The organism is Arthrobacter sp. P1_H7, assembly GCF_056405215.1.
The window spans coordinates 95756-117482 of sequence record NZ_JBFUCO010000018.1 but is presented as its reverse complement, the minus strand read 5'-3'; the positions used below and the strand labels follow the sequence as shown (position 1 = coordinate 117482).

The window sequence follows — 21727 nt, the reverse complement described above, 5'->3', positions numbered from 1 at the left end:
GCGGCGGCCGCGACGAGCTGCAGATACTCCACCGTGCGGGAGAGTTCCTCCACGCTGCCGGCGAAGTCCGCCGCGGCCCGGAAGCCCCACGAGCCCGCATCCTCCACCGCCGTCGAACTCACCGCCCGCAGCGCGGCCACGGCGGCGTCCACACCGGATTGCCGGACCGTAGCTGCACCCCGGTCCGTGCCCTGCGCCTCGTCCTCGCAAGCGGCGAAATCCCTGATGAAATCCCTGACGGCTTCCATGGCTCGAGTCTATTTGAGGGCTCCGACAATTTTAGGAGGGCACCGTACGTGATCACTCTGAGACCGCGGGCGCCACCTTCCCACGGATCGACGGGCGATCAGGCAGGTTCACGTCAGGCTGTGCAGGACCCGTGGCCAGCCAAACTGCGTGTGAACTCCGGGCGAGAAAAGTACGGATTCGGGTTTCCCGGCCACTTCGATTCCCGCAGCGCGCACGAGTTGGTCCTCAAGTCCGATCAGCTGCGCGCGGTACAGGGGCCATGCACTGTGCGTGTTGGGCACGTAGATGGTCTTGCCCCTGAACCGTGAATGCAGACCGAACCGGGCTGTGAGGTGGATCGACAGCGCGTCGGTGGCCGCGGCGTCGGGCTCCGGGACGACGGAGAAGTCGCTCCGGGCGCCGCCCCGAAAACGGCGGACGGAATACCCAGCCGACGCCGACCCCGCAAACTCATCGGCGCCCACGTAGCTCGAGCGCGACCACACATAGGGAATCCCGGCCGCCCGCGCGGCCAGGACCACCGCCATGCGTGAAGCATCCAGGCTGCGGAAAACTACACCACGGGTGCCGTCCGGCTCGCGGGAGTAGAGGCGCACATTGATCTCGTTGAAGCTTCCGAAATAGGGGATGCCAGGGCCGCGGCCGACTCCGGCACCCTGCATGCGGAAGCCGATTAGCCCCACCCAGGCGGTGCCATCGAACACATCGGGCGCGACGCCCGGTGGCATGAACCGCGCCGCCACTGCCTCCGGAATGCGCCAGTGCAGGAAGACGGCATCCAGCCACCGCTGGTCCATGATGATTGGCGCCGGAAGCTCGGGTGCAGCCGGCCAAGGATCAACGCCCAATCGGATCAGCTTCCTTCGGTCGGCAGGGTACGAGTCGGTCGGCAGAGTACGAGTCGGTGTTCATCATGAGAATCGGCCGCACGGTGAGAGACAGTCGGCATCGGCTAAAGAATAGGGTTCGCGGACGCAGGTCAGTTCAGTGCCCGGGTGCCTTCCGGAAGGGCTCCGCCGGCCAGCAGCGCCGCCGTCGCATCGGCCAGCGCTGTCAGCGCCAGGCGCTGGGTCCACGGGCCGTAGGAAATGCGCGCCACGCCAAGTTCCTGCAATTTGGCCGGGGCCAGTGATCCGGGCACATTGATGACCGAGACCTTGTTCCACCCAATTCCTTCCACCAACGCGGTGACAGTCGGCTCGTCCAGCAGGCCCGGCACGAACACCGTGGTCGCGCCGACGTCGAGGAAGGCCCGGCCGCGCTCGATGGCGTCGGCAAGCACCGCAGCAGGGGCCCGGTCCTTGCCCTTCAAGAAGGCGTCGGTGCGGGCGTTGAGGACGAAATCGATGCCCTCGGCCTCGGCGGCGCGGATCACAGAGCTCATCTGTTCAACGGCATCGGCGAGCGGGCGCATCTGGTCTTCGATGTTTGCCCCGACGGCGCCGGCGCCAATGGCCTTGCGTACCGTTTCGCCGGGATTGCCGTAGCCCGCTTCGAGGTCAGCGCTGACGGGCAGCGACGTGGCGGCGGCAATCACCCCGACGGCGGCGATCATTTCGTCCAGCGGGATGTTCTCGCCGTCTTCGTAGCCGCGGGACGCAGCGATGGAATGGCTGGCCGTGGCCAACGCCTTGGTCCCCGGAACGTCGGCAACCACTTTCGCGGTGATGGCGTCCCAGACGTTGACGACTTGGAGAATTTCCGGTGCGTGATGGAGACGGAGCAGTTCGGTGGCTTTGGGGGCAAGAGAACGCGCGTTGTCTGTCATGCCCCGAGCCTAACTGGAGCCGCCGACACTCGAAAGGGTTCAGCTGGCCGCCGGCGCGGCAGCGGAACCCTCGCGCTGACTCTGCCAGGGCCAGCGTCCGGAGATTTCCAATTCGAGTGAGAAGCTCAGGAACGTCCGAATCAGCACGATAATGGCCAGCACGCCGACGCTCTCGAAGGTTGGTGTGATGGCGACAGACCGGATGATGTCGGCCGCAACCAGCAACTCCAGCCCGAGGAGGATGGAGCGTCCCAGCAGTTGCCGGTACGAGCGGTAGAAGGACAGCGGTGCGGAACCCGCCGGCAGGCGCCTGGGCTGGAATCCGCGCAGCGCCATAGGGACGGACACGAGGGCGCCGAGCACCATGACGGCCACCCCGGCGAAGTCCATGAGGCTGCCGGCCGTCTCAATGATGTGCTGAATTTCCATGGTTCTCCTCGGAGAAATAAACGGCGACGTTCACAACAAGACTTTATGGGTGCCGGGCGCCAACCCCGGCGAGAACAGCGCGGTAGCCTTCTCGGAAACTCGGGTACTGAAACTCGAAACCGGTGCTGCGGAGCAGCCCGTTACTGGCCCGCTTATTGCCACCCCGGGAAGGTTCGCCGCCCGCCGCTTCGCCGCCCGCCGCTTTGCCGCCCGACGCCGGCCCGCCAGCAGCTGCACCAGCCGCAACCGCACCAGCGGACTCCGACGGAGGCCGGGGGAGACCCAGCTCCGTGGCCAGGAAAACCAGCACGTCGCCGAGTTCGGCCGGTTCATTGTCTACGCCCAGATAGACCGGCGCCGGAACCGTGGCCATGGTGCACAGATGGACGATTGCGGCGGCGGCGTCGTCGCGGTGGATCCGGTTGGTGAAACGCGACGCGGCAGGAATGACGGCGGTTCCACTGCGCACCTGGTCGATCAATCGCGTCCGGCCGGGGCCGTAGATTCCGCCGAGCCGCAGCACTACGGGGGTGATGCCGGTGCCGCGCAGGCGGCTGTGGAGGAGTTCCTCTGCTTTGCGGATGATGCGGCCCGAGAACCCGCCGGGTTCCGGCGTCGTGCGTTCATCAATCCAGCCGCCGCCGGCGTCGCCGTAGACGGCGGTCGAGGACACAAACAGGACCCGGCGGACGCTTGCCCCGGAGGCGAGGACCGCGTCCAGGACGTTCGACAGCCCGTCCACGTAGGCGGCACGGTAAGCCTCCTCGGTCGGGGAATCCGCGGCAACCGCAACGACGACGGCGGTGGTGTCCGCCGGGATGGGCGGCAGCTCAACGGAGCCCAGGTCAGCGGCGACCCCCTCGATGGCGGCCGGGAGTTTCTCCGGCGAGCGACGCCACCCCACCACGCGGTGGCCGGCCGCGGCGAAACGCAGCCCGGCCTCGGTGCCTAGATCGCCGCAACCGGCCAGCAGAACAGTCATGAAGCCAGTCTGCCAGCCTTCGGGAAGCGCCACGGACAGGCTTGAGGAAATCTTGAAGTGATCTTGTCGCCCGCTGCAGCCTTGCCTTGAAGGTGTCCGGGCATCGTTGTAAGGGTCAGCCAGGGGGCTGGCGGATGCTACATACGTCGCCCGGCCAGCCACGGCCGGCCCCACGAAACGGAACTCTGATGGGTCTCAACCTCAATTCCACCTCCAGCAAGGTTCTTGCTTCCGCAGCACTCCTCGCCGCAGCCGCCGGCGTGGCCGGGATGGGTACCTACGGTGGCTTCACCGCCAGCACGTCGGCTTCCGCAGCGGTCAATTCCGCCACCGTGAACCTGGCCGGTGGCACCAACGACCGGCTCAACGTGGCGGCCACAGGAACCATTCCGGGCGACTCCATGCAGCGCGCTGTCACCCTGGTCAACAATGGCGACCAGAACCTGACGGGGCTTACCCTCACAACCACCGCTACGACGTCGTCCATTCTGGACACCGACGCCACGAACGGCCTGCAGCTGCTGATTGAGAGCTGTCCCGTGGCGTGGACGGAAGCCGGGGCGTCCCCGTCCTTCACCTACACGTGCTCGGCCGGCGCTCCTACCACTGTCCTGTCCCTTCGCCGGGTGGTCGGGGTCTATCCGCTGCCGAATACGCTGAAGTCCCTGACTGCAGGCAGCACCGACTTCCTTCGCGTCACCATGTCTGTTCCGGCCTCGGCGGACAACACCTTCCAGGGCAAGAACAGCTCCATCAAGTTCAGTTTCGATGCCACCTTCCGCCAGGCGGGCGCCAAGTAGGCCATGCTCGGGGGCTCAGTGCGGCCTGGTCTCGGCCGTACTGAGCCCCCGGTTTTACCCATATGAGCAACACGGCAGGAGGTACCGTCCCGTGAGCGCAGCAATCACCGCAGATTCGAGGGACTCCGCCGACCTCCCGTCAGCAGACGGCCCCGTGCAGGGCAGTCCAGTCCAGGACCATTCCGTTTCCAGCCGCGGACGACGTCGAGCCCAACTGGTGCCGCCGGCCCGCGGGCGCCTGTTGTCCAAGGCGGTTGGTGCCGCCGGGAGTGTTGTGCTCACAGTCCTTCTCGTCGCCGCTGCCTTGGTATTTCTCTTCCTCGCTGTCGGGCCGCGTTTCCTGAACTACCAGACGTCCACCATGCTCACGGGGAGCATGTCGCCGGGGATCAACCCGGGGGACGTCGTCGTCAGCGTGAGGACGCCGGTCTCCGAGCTGAAGGTCGGCGACGTCATCACCTACAGCATCCCCATTGACGATCACCGGATTGAAACCCACCGGGTGGCCAGCATCAAACGGGACAATGCCGGCGCGACGTCGGTGACCACCAAGGGTGACGCCAACCCCGGGCCCGACCCGTGGACTGCGGTGCTCTCCGAGGACTACGTCTACACGCAGGCCGGAGTCGTGCCATATCTGGGCCACGGCATCAGGGCGCTGCGTGAGCCGCTTGCCCAGTCGGTACTCCTCTACGGCGCTTCTGCCCTGTTCGTCGTCGTCGTAATGACGGCGATCTGGCGGAAGCCGCGCTAACCGGCGGAGGCGTGATCCTGGATTCCGCGCAGGTCGGCGGGATTGCCCGCTGCTTCCACCGGGGCCATGCGGTAGCCAACGCCGCGCACCGTGCGGATGAACCGCGGTTCGCGGCCTTTGTCGCCGAGTTTCTTGCGCAGGTTGCCGACGTGCACCTCCACGAGGTGCTCCTCCCGGGGCCATTCGTTGCCCCAGACCTGGGTCAACAGGGCCTTCCGGGTCCACACGCGACGCGGTGCCCCGGCCAAGGCCTCCAGGAGATCAAATTCGGTGCGCGTCAATTCCAGTTCGACACCATGAAGGGACGCCACCCGGCCTTCTGCCTCGACGACCAGCGGGCCGTGCCTGAGGACGCCGTTGGCATCTGAGTGCAAGCCGGAACCTGTGGCTGCAACGGACCCGGGCGACTGCTCCCCGGACGCTGCGGGCACGGCGGCGCTGGCCGGCAAGGAGACCGGGGGGACGGCGCCGACGTCGCTCGCACGACGGCGGGGAGGCCCCCCAGGAGCGCCGGGCGCCCCGGGCGTACCGGACGCTGTGTCGCGGTGGGCCGAGTCGCCGGGCGCGGGCGGTGCGAAAGCGGCCGGCATGAAATCCGTTGCGCGGCGCCGCGGCGTGGGGCGTTGCGCGGTTGGCCGGTGGCGCCGCATCACTGCCGTTACACGGGCCTGGACTGAGCGCGGGCTGAACGGCTTGCGGATGAAATCATCCGCTCCGATCTCCAGTCCCATCACCTCGTCGATCTCATCCGACCGGGCCGTGATCATGACGACGTAGGCGTCGGAGAATTTGCGCAGCCGGCGGCACACCTCCACGCCGTCCAAATCTGGAAGCTCCAGCTCCAGCGTGACAAGGTCCGGGCGGTGTTCCTGGATCTTCAGGAGGCCTTCGGCACCGGAACCGGCCTCAAAAACAGTGAAGCCCTGCAACTGAAGTGTCCGGCAGATGAGGAGTCGCACGTCGCCGTCGCCATCTACAACCACAGCGCGGAGCTGACCCTGTGAATCCAACATAACCCCAGCTTCTAAGACCAAGAGACCCGTGAGTAGCAACCACCCCATGCGTCACGGTGTGTGACACAAGCCACAGGCGTAACACTGGAGTTCAGGCTAACAGGTTTTCTTGAGCAAAAGTTGAAGTTTAACCCGGCCCGGTGTTGAAGCTCGGCTGTCAGAGTTGAAGCAACGATCAACTGCACGGAGAGAAAGTGCCACCAGTGAACCTCGCCAAGCGCTCTGCGGCAGCCCCGCGGGTCTCGCCCGGGTGGTTGGCTCATCGGTCCGGGCTGCTGGCCGCCCCTCTGGCTGTTGCCGTGGTGCTGGGGGCTCCCGGGCTGGCCTCCGCGGCGTTCACGGCCCGAACCGCCGCCGCCCTGAACGTGGGCACCTACACGGTCCCGGCCCCGGCATCCATCAACGGCACGCTGGAATGCACCACCATCCAGGGGAAGAAAGGTGCAGCCATCAGTTTCACGGGCTTCGCCGCTGTAGCCCGGGCCACGGCGTATACGGCGACGTTGACCTCTCCCACCGGGCCCCAGGCAGTGACCGAGATTGCCCCCGAGGACACGACGCATGAGGTCAAGGTTCTCAGCAAGGGCAACGGCAAGGGAACCTACACGTTCACTTTCTCCGCCCGGGTAGGCCCATGGACCGGGCCGGAACTGCAGCAATCTGTCACCTGCTGAACCGTGTGCCGGCGGTGCGGGCTTTTGGCTACCTCGCCGGGATCGGGAAGAAGGCCCGCGGGTCCTGCATCAGTGCAGGGTAATCGAAGGCGGAGCGGTCCACGATCTCGTCGACCTGGAAGTTGCGCGCGAACTGGCCATCAACCGTGATCGGGCGGCCCAGGACCTTGCCGACGGCGAAGGCGGCGCCGTCGTTGACCGGGATGGCAACCACGGAGTTGCCGGGCAGGGTGGTGAACGCCTCTTCCTGCTGCTGGCGCTTGCGGGTGGGCTTCTTGACGAGCTGCTTCGGGGGCAGCTTGCGCACCTTGCCGGGACGGCGGGAGCCCGAGTCGGCGTAGACGAACTGGTAGTCGTCGTCCGCGGGGGCCTTGCTGCGGCCAACCGGTGGCAGGCTGACAGTCTTCAGCTGCGCGGGCTCGGTGTCGCCCAGGGGCAGGCGCAGGACCCACATGCGGTCCCCGGCAGGATCCTCGGGCACCAACTCGTGCTTGGGTTCGGGCCAGATGTACTCCAGGTCCGGGTCCGTGCCCGGGAAGACCTCTGTATAGAACCGCGGATCCTTGGCGATCAGCCGGGACCGGTGGCTGAGGTGGAAATCCGCATTGCCCAGCCATGGCGGCATCGGGATCTTGGCGGCGTAGTCAGGGTGGGCCGCCTGCGGGGCGAACTCCATGATCTTCTGGCGCGTGGTGTCCTCGCCGCCGCGGGCCGTCCATTCATCCACCATGGCCAGGCCGTACATTGTCAGCGCAGGAACGTACCCCATCCACATCCGGATCGCCGGGTGTGACTGCCAGCCGTACTCCGGGATCACCAGCGCACGCAGGATCTGCAACGCTTCGACGCGCTGCTTGCCGAGCCGCACACGGTCCAAAACCGCGGCGCTCTGCTGGAAATCGGGGAAGGGGAGGAAAGTCTGCATCTTTCCAGTTTGAGGCCACGGGTCAAATGCGCCAATTGCTGGCGCAGGCCGGTGAGGGTGCTCACATGACGGAACAGGGCAGACAGGGGTGCGAGAGAGCCGCTAAAATAACATGAACCACTCCCGCCGCCACGGAAGACACGCCCATGCCTTATTCAGCAGAGCCATATCAAGCAGAGCCTTATTTAGTAGAGCCACCAACAGTAACTGACGCACCGGCGCCGTTCGTGCCCAAGTACGGACAAATGCTCAGCCCCGACGCCCACGGAATAGTGGTGCTGGAGGAATTCACGCTGGATCCGGTTGCCGCCCGCGACGAGCAGCGCGGGTTCCGCGCGGCCATGGCTGCCGTGGCCCTCACCATGCGGCGCCTGGTGGCCCTCCGCCTCTTCATCGCCGCCGTGGCGATCGCCAACCTGCCCCTGTTCCTGCTCTCGAGTGGCTGGGAGATCTACGTCATCTCACTGACCCTGGTGGTAGCCGTCCACGCCGCGGTGTCCTGGCTGAACCGCCACGAGCCAAAGATCAAGCAGCGCAGGATGCTGGAATTGCACCTGCACCGCGAGCGCAGCGCCAACTACCGCAAAGTCCGCGACGCCGTGAAGTACGTCATCGACGCCCCGGCCCGGATGAACGAAAGCCTTTACCTTGAGCTCCTCGCCGCCAAGCGGGTAGCGCTGCACCTGGCCATGGGCACGGTGGCCCTGCTGGACACGAGCGACGACGCCGCGTGGAAAGTGCGGATTATCCGCGAAATCCCACAGGCCGCCTGAGCCCGCACGGCTTACTGAAGCACCACGACGCCGGAGCGTCCCCCTTGCGGGATCGCTCCGGCGTCGTGCTGTGTGTCTTGCTGTACGCCGAGTGCCGTAACCGCCCTATGCGGGCAGTTGCAGCACTTGGCCCGGGAACACCAGATGCGGGTTGCTGATGGTCGCCGTGTTGGCGTCGGCCAGCGCGTGCCAGCCTCCGGCGATGTTGAGCTTCGCGGCGATCGTGCTCAGGGTTTCGCCGCCCCGGATGGTGTAGGTCTGGCCACTCACGGATACCGGTGCAACGTGCCGCGGTGCAGGCACGGCTGCCTTGGGGGCGTATCTGGCGGGAGCCTTGGCTGCGAAGGGAATCGCGGCGGGCTGTCGTGATGTGGCCGCACTCTGCGGAGCCGCGGCGCCGCCGCGCAGGCCGAGCTTGGCGGCACATGCTGGCCACGCGCCCCAGCCCTGGCTGGCCTGCACTTTCTCGGCGACGGCGATCTGCTGCGCACGGCTGGCGTTTGCCGGGGACCCCGTGCCGCCATGGGCCGCCCAGGTGCTGGCGCTGAATTGCAGCCCGCCCGCGTATCCGTTTCCAGTGTTGGTGGCCCAATTCCCACCACTTTCGCATTGGGCCAGTGAATCCCACGTGGAGGCAGGGGCTGTAGTTGGTACGGCCGCGTTAGCGGCCGAGGCGGACAGTGCGACGGCGGCAATCGAAACAGCCGCCAGGGAGATGCCGCGGCGCGCGGCAGTGCCATAGGTTGAGTTTTTCATGGTTCAGATGCTCCTGAGGCCCACCAGCGCTCGGTCCGTCCCCGGACGTTTTGACGCCACTGCCCGCCCCTGACAATAGAGGTCATAGCGGTGTCTACCGGTCGGGCAGTATCTGGTGGTGGTAGCACCGGGCATGCAATACCCGGTTGCCGGGCATGGACACTAGGCTAAGTCAGCCCCGGGCCGTTATCAAGACGTTACTTTGGCTGCTTCTGCCGTTATCATCTGGTCCACATTGATGCCGACGCCCTCGAACATGCTCGCGGGGATCAGCTTCCGATCATTGCGGCCAGGTACGGAGCGGTCCGGCTCGCTGTGGAGCGCGCGATGGCGGCGGGAGTCCCGATCGCCACGATCTCGCCGCCCGCGTCGCCGCCGGCCGGGCCGAGGTCGATCACCCAGTCCGCTGCGGCCACCACATCCATGTCGTGTTCCACCACAATGACGGTGTTGCCGGCGTCCACGAGCCGGTGCAGTTGGGCCATGAGGAGCTGGACATCGGCCGGGTGCAGGCCGGTGGTGGGCTCATCCAGCAGGTAGAGGGAGTGGCCGCGCTGGGAGCGCTGCAGCTCGGTGGCGAGTTTGATGCGCTGGGCCTCACCGCCGGAGAGCTCGGTGGCCGGCTGGCCGAGGCGGAGGTAGCCCAGGCCCACCTCGCGCAGCGTTTGCAGGCTGCGCGCCGCTGCCGGCACCCCGTCGAGGAACTCGGCGGCGGCATTGACCGTCAGGCCCAGCACCTCCGCCACGTTCTTGCCCTGGTACGTCACCTCAAGGGTTTCGGGGTTGTAGCGCGAGCCATGGCACTCGGGGCAAGGGCCGTAGCTGCCGGGCAGGAACAGCAGTTCGACGGCGACGAAGCCCTCGCCCTGGCAGGTCTCGCAGCGGCCGCCGGCAACGTTGAAGGAGAAGCGGCCGGCGCCGAAGCCCCGCGCCTTGGCCTCATCCGTGGCCGCGAATTCCTTGCGCACCGCGTCGAAGAGGCCGGTGTAAGTGGCGAGGTTGGAGCGCGGTGTGCGGCCGATCGGTTTCTGGTCCACCTTGACGAGCCGGTCCAGCTGGTCGAGGCCTGAGACCGGTCCGACACTGAGCGGACCGGTGGACTCGCCGGCGTCGGCCTCCAGGTCCTCGGGGGCCTTGGCAGCGTCTGGCTCCGGGTGCAGCCGGGCGCCGACCACCTCGGCCAGGACCTGGCTGACCAGCGTGGACTTGCCGGAGCCGGAGACGCCCGTGACCGCGGTCAGCACGCCGAGCGGGAAGTCGGCGTCGAGTTCGCGCAGGTTGTGGCGGCTGATGTCGCGCAGTTCCAGCCAGCCGGCAGCTTCCCGCCGGGTGCCGCGCGCGGCGGGACCGCCGCCGTCCGCGCTGCGGCGGGCACCGCCGTCGTCCGCAGTGCCGGAACCGTCAGCCGTACCAGCCGAACCGTCCGGGAACAGGAACGGCCGGGTCACGGACGCCTCCACCTCGGCGAGGCCGGCCACGGGGCCGCTGTAGAGCACCTCGCCGCCGCCTTCACCGGCGCGGGGGCCGACATCCACCAGCCAGTCGGCGCGGCGGACGATGTCCATGTTGTGCTCCACCACGAACACCGAGTTGCCGGAGGACTTGAGCTGGTCCAGGACTGCGAGGAGGGGCTCGGCGTCGGCGGGGTGCAGTCCGGCGGAGGGCTCGTCCAGCACGTAGATCACGCCGAACAGCCCGGAGCGGAGCTGGGTGGCGATCCGGAGCCGTTGCATTTCGCCGGGGGAGAGCGTGGGCGTGGACCGGCCCAGCGCCAAATAGCCCAGGCCGAGGTCCAGCAGCACGGTGACGCGCTGCAGGAGGTCTCGGGTGATGGCGACGGCCACCTCGTTGCCCTCGCCGGAGGACTGCTTGCGGGACGCGGTCCCGGCCTCCGTGAGTTCGGTGGTGGGGCGGATGATGTCCGCCAGTTCGGTCATGGGGACGGCGTTGAGGTCGGCGATGGTGTGCCCGGCGAAGGTGACGGCGAGCGCGGCCGGGGTCAGGCCGCTGCCGCCGCAGACCATGCACGGGCCGGTTTCCATGAAGCGCAGCACCTTCTCGCGCATGGTGGCGCTCTTGGAATCGGCGAGCGTATGCAGCACGTAGCTCTTGGCGCTCCAGAACCGGCCCTTGTACGGCTTGGCGACGCGGTCGCGCTGGGGCGTCACTTCCACCACGGGTTGTTCCTCGGTGAACAGGATCCAGTCGCGGTCTTTCTTGGGCAGCTTCCGCCAGGGGGTGTCGACGTCGTGGCCCAGGTGGGTCAGGATGTCGCGCAGGTTCTTGCCCTGCCAGGCTCCGGGCCAGGCGGCGATGGCGCCGTCGCGGATGCTCAGCGAGGTGTCCGGGACCAGCGAGGACTCGGTGACGGTGTGCGCGATCCCCAGGCCGTGGCACTCCGGGCAGGCGCCGGCGGCCGTGTTCGGCGAAAATGCGTCCGAGTCCAGCGGGCCGGCGCCGTCCGGATAGCTGCCGGCGCGGGAGAAGAGCATGCGCAGCGAGTTGGACAGTGTGGTGAGGGTGCCCACCGTGGACCGCGAGCTCGGCGTCCCGCGGCGCTGCTGGAGCGCGACGGCGGGCGGCAGCCCGGTGATCATTTCCACTTTGGGGTTGTGCCCCTGCTGGATGAGCCGGCGGGCGTAGGGGGCCACGGACTCGAAGTAGCGGCGCTGCGCTTCGGCATAGATGGTGCCGAAGGCGAGGGAGGATTTGCCGGAGCCGGAGACGCCGGTGAAGGCGACAATCGCGTCGCGGGGCACGTCCACGTCCACGTTGCGCAGGTTGTTCTCCCGGGCGCCGCGCACCCGGACAAAACCGTCCGTCGGATTGCCGGGAGCGAGATCAGGAATGAGGTCCCGGCCGGCCGGGCGCGGCAAATGGGAAGCATGCTGTTTACTTTGCATTGGTTCGACTCTATCCGCTCCGGGGAGCGCCGGGCATATCCTTACCGGATGGAAACACACGACGACGGGGCTCAACTTACGGAGAACGAACCGGACGAGCCGGAGGCTGGCGAACCCCACGCGCTCCCGGTCGCCGAGCTGCACTTGCATATCGAGGGAACCCTGGAACCGGAGCTGATCTTCGCGCTGGCGGAACGCAACGGGATCGCACTGCCCTATGCGGACCTCGACGAGTTGCGCTCCCGCTACGAATTCACTGACCTGCAGTCCTTTTTGGACCTGTACTACGCCAACATGGCCGTGCTGCAGACGGAGCAGGACTTCGCCGACATGACCCGGGCCTATCTGGCCCGGGCGGCGCTCGCCGGGGTCCGGCATGCCGAGATCATGCTGGACCCGCAGGCCCACCTGTCCCGCGGGATACCGCTGGAGACGTGCGTCAACGGCGTGGCCTCAGTACTTGCCGGATCCCGTGAAGAGTTCGGCATCTCCACCCTCCTGATCGCGGCCTTCCTGCGCGACCTCACCGAGGACTCCGCGCTCGAGGTGCTGGAGCAGCTGCTTGCCATGGGCGCCCCGATCGCCGGCATCGGGCTCGATTCTGCCGAGGTGGGCAATCCGCCGGCCAAGTTCGAGCGGCTCTTCGCCCGGGCCAAGGACGCCGGGCTGCACCGGATCGCGCACGCCGGCGAGGAGGGCCCGCCGTCGTACATCATCGACGCGCTGGACCTCCTCGAGGTGGAGCGGATCGATCACGGCATCCGCTGCATGGAGGACCCGGAGCTCGTGGAACGGCTCGTGGACGAGCTCATGCCGCTGACCGTGTGCCCGCTGTCCAACGTCAGGCTCCGCGCTGTGGACACCCTGGCCGAGCACCCGCTGCCGGCGATGCTCGCGGCGGGGCTGAACGTCTGCGTGAATTCGGACGACCCGGCGTATTTCGGCGGCTACGTGGACGACAACTTCGCGCAGCTGAAATCGGTGATCGGCCTGTCCGAGTTCGACTGCGTCCGGATGGCCGCGAACTCGATCCGGTCCTCCTTCGCGAGCGAGGAACGCAAGGCCGAGCTGCTCGCCGAGCTCGCCGCGTCCGGACACTAACCCACCCAAGCAACGCGGGGTCACTACGCGCCCATCCGGAGGCCCCGGACGGGCCGTAAGTGACCCCGCGTTGGCTGTCGAACGGCGTGCTTAGACGTCGATCGAGTCCATGTGCGGGTAGCGCGCTCCGGCTGCCGCCCCGGCCGGAGCCAGTTCGTCCAGGCGGTTCAGGTCCTCGGCGGAGAGTTCGACGTCGGCAGCGCCTAGGTTTTCCCGCAGGCGGTCGACCTTCTTGGTGCCCGGGATGGGAACGATGTGCTCGCCCTGGGCCAGCAGCCAGGCCAGTGCCAGTTGCCCCGGGGTGCAGCCCTTCGCATCAGCCAACTCCTTGACCCGGTCTACGAGTTGCAGGTTGCGGTCAAAGTTCTCGCCCTGGAAACGCGGGGAGTGCCGGCGGAAATCGTCTGCCGCAAAGTCCTCGGGGCTGCGGAACTGGCCGGTCAGGAAACCGCGGCCCAGCGGGCTGTAGGGCACAAAGCCGATGCCGAGCTCGGCGAGGACCGGGAAGACCTTGGTCTCCGGCTCGCGCTCCCACAACGAGTATTCGGTCTGCAGGGCGGTGATGGGGTGCACCGCGTGGGCCCGGCGCACGGTGTCGGCGCTGGCCTCGGACAGGCCAAGGTGCCGGACCTTGCCGGCCTGGACCAGCTCAGCCATGGCCCCCACGGTTTCCTCGATCGGGACGGTCTTGTCCACCCGGTGCTGGTAATACAGATCGATGTGGTCCACGCCCAGCCGCTGCAGGCTTGCATCGCAAGCGGCGCGCACGTAGTCGGGGGAGCCGTTGATGCCCACCCAGGATCCGTCGGGACGCCGTTCGTTGCCGAATTTGGTGGCCAGGACGACGTCGTCGCGCCGGCCTGCGATGGCCCGGCCCACCAGCTCTTCATTGGTGAAGGGGCCGTACATGTCCGCGGTGTCGAGCAGGCTTCCGCCGGCGTCGAGAAACGCCTGGATGGTGGCGATGGACTCGTTGTCTTCGCCATGGCCGTAGAACTCACTCATGCCCATGCAGCCCAATCCCAGGGCCGAGACGGTGAGTGAACCGAGCGTGCGGGTTTCCATACATATCTCCTCAGTGGGAACAGTGGGAACGGTGGGACGCCCAGTCCGGCACCTGATCCGGCGCTTGGTCAGCGGCGGGACGGCGCGCGGTGGGCAGACCGCAACTCTAAGCCCATCGGGCCGGGGACACAACGGGAGGCCTGCTTCGGCTCGGTGGTCCCTGGCTCGCGTAATGCCGGTCCGGCCCAGGAGCGAAAACGGCGTGTGCCATCGGACCCAGCCAGAACGGCTGCAGGCCTCCAGACCCGCGGATCGTCAGTACGAGCGTGTGAGGGCGATCGCCCAGGCAATGGCTAGGCCGATGCTGTAATGCCAAGATTTCCCGAACCGGAACTCCGTCGGTTGGTGCTTATTCCCGGAGAACCCCGGACCGGGGCTGGGGGCCTCTTGATCCCTACGACGCCGGGGCGGCTGCCATTTTCGCCCGGACCTCGTCCATGTCCAGGTCCTTGATGGCGGTGATGAGCTGTTCCAGCCCGGCCGCGTTCATTGCCCCGGGCTGCGAGAAGACGAGGATCCCGTCCCTAAAGGCCATCAGGGTGGGGATGGAGGTGATGCGGGCGGCGGCGGAGAGGCCGGGCTCGGCCTCCGTGTCCACCTTTGCGAAGACGACGTCCGTGTGGTTGTCCGATGCCTTGCTGAACGTGGGGGCGAACATCCGGCACGGGCCGCACCAGGCTGCCCAAAAGTCCACCAGCACGATGCCGTTGCCGGTGATGGTGTCGTTGAAGGTTTTCTCGGAAATATCGATGGTTGCCATGGCAAGATATTATACCCCCGGGGGTATATCAGCAAGGCGTGGCGCCGGGTTTGCATTTATACCCCAGGGGGTATCATGATGGAGGGGGAAGGTTGCCCACAAGGGCTCCCGGACACCATGGCGGCGCACGGTCCGGGCTGTCAGCCAGGAAGCCCGCCCTGGAGGAAGTCCGCACACTCTTTCTGCGCCTGGCCCAGGCCGGCGCCGGTCTCTTTCCCGGGCAACCCCTAGTCCCGTATTTTTGCCGCTCAGCAGCCCCGTCCTACCGAAAGGTCCAGCCCATGGAAATCACCCCGCAGCAGCTTGCAGAACAACTCAAGAGCGGCAGCGATGCCCAGATCGTGGATGTCCGCGAATCCGCTGAAATCGCCGAAGGCATGATCCCCGGTGCCACGCACATTGCCCTGGGCGAACTGGCCGGCCGCCTCAGCGGCCTGGACAAGTCCCGTCCGGTCATCGCCGTGTGCCGCAGCGGACGCCGCAGTGCGGCAGCCGCGGACCAGCTGGCGGCCGCAGGCTACACGGCTTACACCGTGCCCGGCGGAATGCTTGATTGGACTGCCGCGGGATTCCCGACCGCCTGACCCACCAGACTGCCTGGGCGGCGCGCCCCCAAGCGCCGCCCGGGCTTCCATTTGCCCGGACCGTGTCCCTGATGTGGCGAACCGGGCGGTGGAGGGCGGCCTCGCGCAATAGCGGGCCGCCACAAGAAATGCTCCAGGAAATACCGAAAGAGATCATGAATTCCCTGAATACGACCACTCCTGTTCATAGCGCTCCCAAGTCCATCGATGCCTCGACCCTGAAGGCCTGGGAGGATAACCACGACGATCTGATGGTCATTGACGTGCGCAGCGGCGCAGAGTTCGATGCCATGCACATCAATGGCTCGTACCATGTGCCGCTGGCCATGCTCAGCGAACACACGGAAGAGTTCGCGGCGAAAATGGGTACCCGCGTGGTCCTCGTCTGCCAATCCGGTAACCGGGCCGAGCAGGCCCGCAAGCACCTGGACGCCGTAGGCCTGGCCAGTGCCAGTGTCCTGTCCGGCGGGGTCCCCGCCTACGCGGCCGCCGGCGGGAACGTCGTCCGCGGCCGTGGCGCCTGGGCCCTGGAACGCCAGGTCCGGATGACCGCCGGCTCCCTTGTCCTTGCCGGCATGCTCGGCAGCAAGTTCATCTCGCCCAAACTGGGCCTGATTGCCGCCGGCATCGGTGCTGGCCTGACGTTCTCCGCGGCCACTAACAGCTGTGCCATGGGTCAGATGCTCTCCAGGATGCCGTGGAACCGCTCAGCGAACGAGCCCACCGCGCACCAGGCCCTGAAGAGCCTGGACGCGAAGGCATGATCATTTCCGCGGCGGCGTTCGGGCTGATCGTCGGTGGCCTGCTGGGCCTGGTCGGAGGCGGCGGATCCATCCTCGCCGTGCCCGCCCTGGTCTATGGCGTGGGGCTGCCGCTTGCGGCGGCGATCCCGACGTCGCTGGTCGTCGTCGGCGCATCCTCCGCCGTCGCGGTGCTGCCCCGGCTGCGGAACGGGGTGAACTGGAGACTGGCGCTGATCATCGGCGCCGCAGGCACCGTGACCGCGTACCTCGGCGCGGCGGTCAACCGGCTTCTGGACCCAAAGGTCCTGCTGCTGGCTTTTGCCGCGATCATGGTCTTCGCCGGCATCCGGATGCTGATGCCGTCCACATCCGTCGGCGGCGCCTGCGCGCTGCCCGGCGGCGGCGTCAACTGGCGCAGCTGCCTGCCCAAGGCAATCGCCACCGGCGCCGTCGTCGGGTTCCTGACCGGTCTGCTCGGCGTCGGGGGCGGCTTCCTGATCGTCCCCGCACTCACCCTGGTTCTCGGACTCCCGATGGCGCTGACCGTTGGAACTTCCCTCGTGATCATCGTGATCAACTCGGCCGCCGGCTTCGCCGCCCACCTGGGTGATCTGCAGATCGACTGGGCCGTCACGGCGGCCTTCGCCGTCACCGCGATGGCCGCCTCACTCGCGGCAGGGCGGATCGGCACCGGCATCCCGGACAGGGTCCTCAAGCGTGGCTTTGGAATCCTGGTGCTGGTGATCGCCGCCTACGTCGCCGTGCAGGCGCTCCTGTCCTGAGGGGCGCCAAGGAACGTCAAAAAAGCGCCGGAGGACATGCCCTCCGGCGCTTTCCCTTCCTCAACGCCTGTGCTTGGGCGCCGGCAGGGTCCACCTACCGCCCGAACAGCTTCGCGAAGAAGCCCTTGCCCGTCGACTTTTCCTGCTCGTGCCCGCGGCAACGCTGGGAGCTCGGAACCCCGCGCATGACCTGGTCGACGTGCTGGCCGCAGCCTGCCCATGTCGTCTTCTGGCATTTCTTACATGTCACCGCACGGCACATCTGGTTGCTCCCTTGCATAAGTGGATAGTCTCATCAGTATACCCCCTAGGGTATTTATCCGGATGAAGACTTCACCGCGAGATAGAGCGGCAGCCCCGCGTGCCGGCGCCAAGGCAGCCTTCGAAAGAGTGTTTTGAGGCCGCCAACGGTGCGGGCGCAGCATCGCCACCGCGTCCGGCTCCAGCCGAGTTATCCCCTTGATTCCACTGCGCAGCGGGAGGATCGTGGGCCGTGCGGCACGACGTTGTGCCCGGCAGACGCGTAGCGGGAGGCTCGATGGCGGCAGAGGCGGTCTTCCGGGTTGTTGTTGGGGTCGACGGGTCGGACTCGTCACTGGCAGCCCTGGAATGGGCCCTTCAGGAAGCCCGGCTGAGAGCCGGGCAGGTTCACGTTGTCACAGCATGGCACTACCCCCTCCTCGGGGACGCCGCTGGCAAGGCTGAGGACCATGAAGCCTTCGGCGACAACGCCCGGAACGTGCACGCTGATGCGCTGCGGCGGGCATCCGGGTCCGGTGTTGCGGTCACCGGTGAAGTGAAGGAGGGGCATACCGCGGAGCTGCTCCTGAAGGCGGCGGCCGGGGCCGATCTCCTGGTGGTCGGATCGCGGGGTCGTGGCGGCTTCGCCGAAATGCGGCTGGGGTCGGTATCGAGCCATGCGGTGCACCATGCCCATTGTCCTGTGCTGGTGGTCCGTACCGGTGCCAGGGCGGTTCCTTAGATTGCAGGTTTGTGGTCGGTGCCGCGCATCCGGACGGCCACGAGAATTCCCGACAACGCGGTGAGGGCCGCGACGACGGCGACGGCAGCGGGGATGCCGTAGGCGTCCGCGAGCATGCCGGAGAGCAGGGCGCCGACGGCGAAGCCGCCGTCGCGCCAGAGCCGGTAGATTCCCACCGAGCGTGCGCGCCACTGCGGGTGGGCGACGTCGCCGATGGCGGCAAGCAGGGTGGGGTAGACCATGGCTGTTCCGAGACCGAGGAGAGCGGCGGCGGCGAACCAGACCCCGAAGCCGGTGCCGAAGGCAACGATGCCGAGCGCTACGGCCTGGACTAGCATGCCCCCGACGATCAGCCATTTACGGCCGTATTTGTCCGACATGGCTCCGGTGACGAGCTGCGCGGCGCCCCAGACGGCAGGGTAGACGGCGGCCAGGATGCCGATCTTCTCGATGCTCAGCCCGGCGGCGGCAAAAAGGAGCGGAAACAGGCCCCAGGCGAGGCCGTCGTTGAGGTTGTTGACCATGCCGGCCTGGCTGACCGAGGACAGGGACTTGTCCCGGAAACTGGTGAGGGTAAAGATCTCCCGGTTGCTTAGTTCCCCGTGGGCGGCCGCGTGGGCGGCCGTGTGGTTGGCGGCCTCCACTCTGGCGTAGCCTTGCGTTTCCTTCACGGCCAGAACGGACAGGCCCAGTCCCAGGGCGATGTAGGCGGCGCCGAGCAGGAACGGCCCAGGGCGGAGCCCGTAGTTGGTGGCGATGTAGCCGGTGGCCAGGGCGGTCCCGGCGACGCCGAGGTAGCCGGCAGCCTCGTTCAGGCCCATCGCCAGGCCGCGCCGGGAGGGTCCGACGAGGTCCATCTTCATGACCACGGTGGTGGACCAGGTGAGGCCCTGGCTGATGCCGAGGATCACGTTGGCGGCAACGATCCAGCCCCAGGAGGTTCCGAAGATCAGCAGCAGCGGCACGGGGATGGCGATGAGCCAGCCGGTCACAAGGACGGGTTTTCGGCCGTAACGGTCCGAGAGCGTGCCGGCGAAGTAATTGGTGCCGGCCTTGGCGAGTCCGAAGGCCACGATGTAGGTCAGGGCGGACGTGTAGCGGTCAAGGTGGAAGACCTGGTCCGCCAGCAGCGGCAGCACGGTGCGTTCCTGGCCGAGGGTGCCGCCGACTAGGGCATTGACGGCGACCAGGAGTATGAACTGGGCCAGGGGGGGGGGGGCGGGGTGCCCCGGCCGCCGCCAACGCTGTCAATTAACTACTTCGGGTCCTGCCGCAATCAGTTGCTGGAAACAGATTCCCGAGCCTGCTGCCAGGCGGCCCATCCGGCGTAGCTGCCGTCGAGTTCGACGACGTCGTAGCCGGCCCGGCGCAGGGCGCTGGCCGCGACGGAGTTCCGGACCCCGCTTTGGCAGTAGGACACGATGGTGCCTTCGGAGGGGAGCTGGTCCAGGTTCCACATCACGCGGCCGCCGCTGAGCTGGTGGGAGCCGGGGATGTGTCCGGCAGCGTGTTCGGTGCGGTTGCGGACGTCCAGGACCATCGCGGCGTCGAAACCGTCCAGTTCGTCAGGCTGGATGAGCTTGGGGGTGCTGGCGGGCAGTCCCTCGACGCTGGTGACGTAGCCGGCGACGTCGTCGATGCCGACGCGGACCAGGTGGTCCCACATTTCCTGCGCAGCGGCCTGGCTGGGGGCCAGGAGTACGAGCGGGTTCTTGTCGGTTTCGGGGTTGACCACCCAGGCGCCGAAACTGGCGGTGGACTTGCCGGAGGGGATGTTCAGGGCACCGGTGACGGTGCCTTCGTGGACTTCGGCGTTCGAGCGGGTGTCCACGAACGTCATGGTGTCGGCGGCGAGGCCCTGGGCAACGGTCTCGGTGGCGAGTTCGCTCAGGGGGGCGCGTTCGCCCATCACTGCTGGGCCCTCCCGGTTCTCGCGCTTCATCCGGCCGAAGTAGGCATGCGCATCGGGCTGGCCCTCGAGGAGTTCGGCGATGAAGCCCTCCTCGTCGTTGGCGGCCAGGTAGGGGCCCCACCAGGCGTAGAGCCGTTCGTAGCCGACCGTGCTGGAGGGGATGGCGCCGAGGGCCTTGCCGCAGGCGCTGCCGGCCCCGTGGCCGGGGTGCACCTGGACGTGGTCGGGCAGGGTCAGGAACTTATCGCGCAGGCTGGCGAATAGCTGCTTGGCGCCGGCGAAGCGGGTGTCGATGCCGCCCGCGGCCTCGTCCAGCAGGTCCGGGCGCCCCAGGTCCCCGGAGAAGACAAAGTCACCGGAGAGCAGATAGCCGGGGGTATCGGCGAACGCGCCGTCGGTGATCAGGAAGGACAGGTGTTCCGGGGTGTGGCCCGGCGTGTGCAGGGCCTTGACGGTGATGTTGCCCAGGGTGATCACGTCGTCGTCGTTGAGGCGTTCGGCCTCGAAGCCGTACTGCCAGTCGTCCCCGCCCTCGCCGGAGACGTAGGCGGTGGCGCCGGTCGCGGCGGCGAGTTCGCGGGTGCCGGACAGGAAGTCCGCGTGGATGTGGGTCTCAGTGACGGCCACGATCTTCATCCCGTTGGCCGCGGCCAGGGAACGGTACACGGCGATGTCGCGGCGCGGGTCAACAACGACCGCCTCACCCTTGGCCTGGCAGCCAATGAAATAGCTGGCCTGGGCAAGGTCTTCGTCGTAAATACGCTCGATAAGCATGGGGCTCTCTTTCGCTGGGCGGGGGAGTTTCCGGGAGGGGATTCTCCGTCGGTCTACCCACAACGATAATACCCCCGGGGGTATCTTGCAAGCGGTGTGCGGCAGGCTGGTTGCCGGCTTCCCACTGCTGGCCGTTATACCCGCCGGGGTATACAATTGGCAAAGTACCCGCCCACCTTTGGAGTCCGCAATGGAACTTGATTCGACAGAACTCACCCCCGTCATCAACCGGCTCAAGCGCGCCCAGGGACAGCTCGCCGGCGTCACACGCATGCTGGAGGAGGGGAAGGACTGCAAGGACATCGTCACCCAGCTCGCCGCTGTCTCGAAGGCTTTGGACCGGGCAGGCTTCGCCATCATCGCGACCGGCCTCGAGCAGTGCCTTCTCCGCGGGGACGCGAGCATGGATACCAAGGATCTGGAAAAGCTCTTCCTGTCCCTTGCCTGATGCCGCCACTATTACCGCAGGAGCAGCATGAGCTATACGCATGCCGTCACGGTCCCGCTGGCCTGGGAAGAGGCTGTGCAGCGCACCCGCGAGGCCCTCGCCGGACAAGGATTCGGCATTCTCTCGGAGATCGACGTCCGAGCCACGTTTGAGGCCAAGCTCGGCGCCGGTGCCGCCGAGGAGATCGGCGACTACATGATCCTGGGCGCCTGCAACCCGGCCCTGGCCAGTCGGGCACTCTCCGCAGAACCGGACATGGGCGCGCTGCTGCCCTGCAACGTCGTCGTCCGCCGGGGCAAGGACGCCGCCGAGACGACCATCCAGGCCATCGACCCGCAGACCATGGTGAAGCTCAGCAACAGCCCGGCCGTCCGCGACGTCGCCAACGACGCCGACACACGGCTCCGGGCTGCTCTGCGCACACTCAGCGGTGCACAAATCCCGGGGAACTGAAGCGCTCCCTACCTCGACGGCATCAAGATGCCCGGCCGGGCCGCCCACCGGTGCTGAGGCATCAACACTACCGTTTGGATGTCAGCCTCTGGAGTTG

The 21727-nt window shown here is 67.2% G+C and carries 22 protein-coding genes and 2 pseudogenes; 11 read left to right on the top strand and 13 right to left on the bottom strand.

What is annotated here, in order from left to right:
* From AC1DXI_RS17875 to AC1DXI_RS17855, 5 genes and pseudogenes are all read right to left on the bottom strand, one after another.
* A pseudogene (locus tag AC1DXI_RS17875) lies at nucleotides 1–248 on the bottom strand (hypothetical protein); the annotation flags it as partial.
* Between the two features lie 108 nt (nucleotides 249–356).
* Complete coding sequence (locus AC1DXI_RS17870) at nucleotides 357–1046, bottom strand: YqjF family protein (RefSeq protein WP_476939724.1); 690 nt, start codon at nucleotides 1044–1046, stop codon at nucleotides 357–359.
* Between the two features lie 182 nt (nucleotides 1047–1228).
* Entirely contained in the window at nucleotides 1229–2017 is a 789-nt protein-coding gene (locus AC1DXI_RS17865; RefSeq protein WP_476939722.1) for an isocitrate lyase/PEP mutase family protein, read from the bottom strand.
* A gap of 39 nt (nucleotides 2018–2056) precedes the next feature.
* On the bottom strand, nucleotides 2057–2446 hold the full coding sequence (locus AC1DXI_RS17860; RefSeq protein WP_018773872.1) for a DUF1622 domain-containing protein: 390 nt from the start codon (nucleotides 2444–2446) through the stop codon (nucleotides 2057–2059).
* A gap of 43 nt (nucleotides 2447–2489) precedes the next feature.
* The gene (locus tag AC1DXI_RS17855; protein ID WP_476939721.1) at nucleotides 2490–3428 is read right to left on the bottom strand and encodes an NAD-dependent epimerase/dehydratase family protein; all 939 of its coding nucleotides are present in this window, start codon (nucleotides 3426–3428) and stop codon (nucleotides 2490–2492) included.
* 188 nt (nucleotides 3429–3616) lie between these two features.
* On the opposite strand from AC1DXI_RS17855, the gene AC1DXI_RS17850 reads away from it, so the two are divergent.
* Entirely contained in the window at nucleotides 3617–4228 is a 612-nt protein-coding gene (locus tag AC1DXI_RS17850) for a TasA family protein (RefSeq protein WP_476939720.1), read from the top strand.
* Between the two features lie 91 nt (nucleotides 4229–4319).
* Entirely contained in the window at nucleotides 4320–4982 is a 663-nt protein-coding gene (locus AC1DXI_RS17845) for a signal peptidase I (RefSeq protein WP_476939719.1), read from the top strand.
* Here the strand turns inward: AC1DXI_RS17845 and AC1DXI_RS17840 are convergent.
* Entirely contained in the window at nucleotides 4979–5995 is a 1017-nt protein-coding gene (locus AC1DXI_RS17840) for a response regulator transcription factor (RefSeq protein WP_476939718.1), read from the bottom strand. The genes AC1DXI_RS17845 and AC1DXI_RS17840 overlap by 4 nt on opposite strands.
* A 203-nt stretch (nucleotides 5996–6198) precedes the next feature.
* Here AC1DXI_RS17840 and AC1DXI_RS17835 point away from each other — a divergent pair, with 203 nt between their 5' ends.
* Entirely contained in the window at nucleotides 6199–6669 is a 471-nt protein-coding gene (locus AC1DXI_RS17835; protein ID WP_476939717.1) for a hypothetical protein, read from the top strand.
* A gap of 28 nt (nucleotides 6670–6697) precedes the next feature.
* Here AC1DXI_RS17835 and AC1DXI_RS17830 read toward each other — a convergent pair whose 3' ends face one another.
* A complete protein-coding gene (locus AC1DXI_RS17830; RefSeq protein ID WP_476939716.1) occupies nucleotides 6698–7594 on the bottom strand; it encodes an MSMEG_6728 family protein in 897 nt (298 codons plus the stop codon).
* Nucleotides 7595–7839: 245 nt separating this feature from the next.
* On the opposite strand from AC1DXI_RS17830, the gene AC1DXI_RS17825 reads away from it, so the two are divergent.
* A complete protein-coding gene (locus AC1DXI_RS17825) occupies nucleotides 7840–8367 on the top strand; it encodes a hypothetical protein (protein ID WP_018773880.1) in 528 nt (175 codons plus the stop codon).
* Nucleotides 8368–8472: 105 nt separating this feature from the next.
* On the opposite strand, the gene AC1DXI_RS17820 is transcribed toward AC1DXI_RS17825, so the two are convergent.
* Nucleotides 8473–9123, bottom strand: coding sequence for a transglycosylase family protein (locus AC1DXI_RS17820; protein WP_476939715.1), 651 nt, complete (start codon nucleotides 9121–9123; stop codon nucleotides 8473–8475).
* 269 nt (nucleotides 9124–9392) lie between these two features.
* The gene (locus AC1DXI_RS17815) at nucleotides 9393–12026 is read right to left on the bottom strand and encodes an excinuclease ABC subunit UvrA (RefSeq protein ID WP_476939714.1); all 2634 of its coding nucleotides are present in this window, start codon (nucleotides 12024–12026) and stop codon (nucleotides 9393–9395) included.
* Nucleotides 12027–12074: 48 nt separating this feature from the next.
* Between AC1DXI_RS17815 and AC1DXI_RS17810 the strand changes: the two genes are divergently transcribed.
* Nucleotides 12075–13127, top strand: a complete 1053-nt coding sequence (locus AC1DXI_RS17810) for an adenosine deaminase (RefSeq protein ID WP_476939713.1) — start codon at nucleotides 12075–12077, stop codon at nucleotides 13125–13127.
* 90 nt (nucleotides 13128–13217) lie between these two features.
* Here AC1DXI_RS17810 and AC1DXI_RS17805 read toward each other — a convergent pair whose 3' ends face one another.
* Both AC1DXI_RS17805 and trxA read right to left on the bottom strand, forming a co-directional pair.
* Complete coding sequence (locus AC1DXI_RS17805; protein WP_476939712.1) at nucleotides 13218–14192, bottom strand: aldo/keto reductase; 975 nt, start codon at nucleotides 14190–14192, stop codon at nucleotides 13218–13220.
* Between the two features lie 394 nt (nucleotides 14193–14586).
* Complete coding sequence (gene trxA, locus AC1DXI_RS17800) at nucleotides 14587–14952, bottom strand: thioredoxin (RefSeq protein ID WP_230007315.1); 366 nt, start codon at nucleotides 14950–14952, stop codon at nucleotides 14587–14589.
* 281 nt (nucleotides 14953–15233) lie between these two features.
* On the opposite strand from trxA, the gene AC1DXI_RS17795 reads away from it, so the two are divergent.
* The 4 genes from AC1DXI_RS17795 (at nucleotide 15234) to AC1DXI_RS17780 (ending at nucleotide 18043) form a co-directional block, all read left to right on the top strand.
* A complete protein-coding gene (locus AC1DXI_RS17795) occupies nucleotides 15234–15536 on the top strand; it encodes a rhodanese-like domain-containing protein (protein WP_476939711.1) in 303 nt (100 codons plus the stop codon).
* 155 nt (nucleotides 15537–15691) lie between these two features.
* Nucleotides 15692–16300 (top strand): rhodanese-like domain-containing protein, encoded by a 609-nt coding sequence (locus AC1DXI_RS17790; RefSeq protein WP_476939710.1) that lies wholly within the window; start codon nucleotides 15692–15694, stop codon nucleotides 16298–16300.
* A complete protein-coding gene (locus AC1DXI_RS17785; RefSeq protein ID WP_476939709.1) occupies nucleotides 16297–17061 on the top strand; it encodes a sulfite exporter TauE/SafE family protein in 765 nt (254 codons plus the stop codon). The genes AC1DXI_RS17790 and AC1DXI_RS17785 overlap by 4 nt, the downstream gene beginning before the upstream one ends.
* Nucleotides 17062–17599: 538 nt before the next feature.
* Nucleotides 17600–18043, top strand: a complete 444-nt coding sequence (locus AC1DXI_RS17780; RefSeq protein ID WP_476939708.1) for a universal stress protein — start codon at nucleotides 17600–17602, stop codon at nucleotides 18041–18043.
* Here AC1DXI_RS17780 and AC1DXI_RS17775 read toward each other — a convergent pair.
* Nucleotides 18040–19251: pseudogene (locus tag AC1DXI_RS17775) on the bottom strand (MFS transporter); the annotation flags it as partial. The gene AC1DXI_RS17780 and the pseudogene AC1DXI_RS17775 sit on opposite strands and share 4 nt — an antisense overlap.
* Before the next feature lie 68 nt (nucleotides 19252–19319).
* Nucleotides 19320–20729: an MBL fold metallo-hydrolase gene (locus AC1DXI_RS17770; protein ID WP_476939707.1), complete on the bottom strand. Its 1410-nt coding sequence runs from the start codon at nucleotides 20727–20729 to the stop codon at nucleotides 19320–19322.
* Between the two features lie 190 nt (nucleotides 20730–20919).
* Here AC1DXI_RS17770 and AC1DXI_RS17765 point away from each other — a divergent pair, with 190 nt between their 5' ends.
* Both AC1DXI_RS17765 and AC1DXI_RS17760 read left to right on the top strand, forming a co-directional pair.
* Complete coding sequence (locus AC1DXI_RS17765) at nucleotides 20920–21177, top strand: metal-sensitive transcriptional regulator (RefSeq protein ID WP_476939706.1); 258 nt, start codon at nucleotides 20920–20922, stop codon at nucleotides 21175–21177.
* 27 nt (nucleotides 21178–21204) lie between these two features.
* Nucleotides 21205–21630, top strand: a complete 426-nt coding sequence (locus tag AC1DXI_RS17760) for a DUF302 domain-containing protein (protein WP_476939705.1) — start codon at nucleotides 21205–21207, stop codon at nucleotides 21628–21630.
* Nucleotides 21631–21727: the final 97 nt, after the last annotated feature.

Excerpts from the sequence above, each read along its gene's own strand:
- AC1DXI_RS17815 (WP_476939714.1), bottom strand. The coding sequence starts at position 12,026 with ATGCAAAGTAAACAGCATGCTTCCCATTTGCCGCGCCCGGCCGGCCGG.
- AC1DXI_RS17840 (WP_476939718.1), bottom strand. The coding sequence starts at position 5,995 with ATGTTGGATTCACAGGGTCAGCTCCGCGCTGTGGTTGTAGATGGCGAC.
- AC1DXI_RS17860 (WP_018773872.1), bottom strand. The coding sequence starts at position 2,446 with ATGGAAATTCAGCACATCATTGAGACGGCCGGCAGCCTCATGGACTTC.
- AC1DXI_RS17765 (WP_476939706.1), top strand. The coding sequence starts at position 20,920 with ATGGAACTTGATTCGACAGAACTCACCCCCGTCATCAACCGGCTCAAG.
- AC1DXI_RS17785 (WP_476939709.1), top strand. The coding sequence starts at position 16,297 with ATGATCATTTCCGCGGCGGCGTTCGGGCTGATCGTCGGTGGCCTGCTG.
- AC1DXI_RS17770 (WP_476939707.1), bottom strand. The coding sequence starts at position 20,729 with ATGCTTATCGAGCGTATTTACGACGAAGACCTTGCCCAGGCCAGCTAT.
- AC1DXI_RS17760 (WP_476939705.1), top strand. The coding sequence starts at position 21,205 with ATGAGCTATACGCATGCCGTCACGGTCCCGCTGGCCTGGGAAGAGGCT.
- AC1DXI_RS17825 (WP_018773880.1), top strand. The coding sequence starts at position 7,840 with ATGCTCAGCCCCGACGCCCACGGAATAGTGGTGCTGGAGGAATTCACG.
- AC1DXI_RS17790 (WP_476939710.1), top strand. The coding sequence starts at position 15,692 with ATGAATTCCCTGAATACGACCACTCCTGTTCATAGCGCTCCCAAGTCC.
- AC1DXI_RS17805 (WP_476939712.1), bottom strand. The coding sequence starts at position 14,192 with ATGGAAACCCGCACGCTCGGTTCACTCACCGTCTCGGCCCTGGGATTG.
- AC1DXI_RS17870 (WP_476939724.1), bottom strand. The coding sequence starts at position 1,046 with ATGGACCAGCGGTGGCTGGATGCCGTCTTCCTGCACTGGCGCATTCCG.
- AC1DXI_RS17830 (WP_476939716.1), bottom strand. The coding sequence starts at position 7,594 with ATGCAGACTTTCCTCCCCTTCCCCGATTTCCAGCAGAGCGCCGCGGTT.
- AC1DXI_RS17780 (WP_476939708.1), top strand. The coding sequence starts at position 17,600 with ATGGCGGCAGAGGCGGTCTTCCGGGTTGTTGTTGGGGTCGACGGGTCG.
- AC1DXI_RS17850 (WP_476939720.1), top strand. The coding sequence starts at position 3,617 with ATGGGTCTCAACCTCAATTCCACCTCCAGCAAGGTTCTTGCTTCCGCA.
- AC1DXI_RS17810 (WP_476939713.1), top strand. The coding sequence starts at position 12,075 with ATGGAAACACACGACGACGGGGCTCAACTTACGGAGAACGAACCGGAC.
- AC1DXI_RS17820 (WP_476939715.1), bottom strand. The coding sequence starts at position 9,123 with ATGAAAAACTCAACCTATGGCACTGCCGCGCGCCGCGGCATCTCCCTG.
- AC1DXI_RS17855 (WP_476939721.1), bottom strand. The coding sequence starts at position 3,428 with ATGACTGTTCTGCTGGCCGGTTGCGGCGATCTAGGCACCGAGGCCGGG.
- AC1DXI_RS17865 (WP_476939722.1), bottom strand. The coding sequence starts at position 2,017 with ATGACAGACAACGCGCGTTCTCTTGCCCCCAAAGCCACCGAACTGCTC.
- trxA (WP_230007315.1), bottom strand. The coding sequence starts at position 14,952 with ATGGCAACCATCGATATTTCCGAGAAAACCTTCAACGACACCATCACC.
- AC1DXI_RS17795 (WP_476939711.1), top strand. The coding sequence starts at position 15,234 with ATGGAAATCACCCCGCAGCAGCTTGCAGAACAACTCAAGAGCGGCAGC.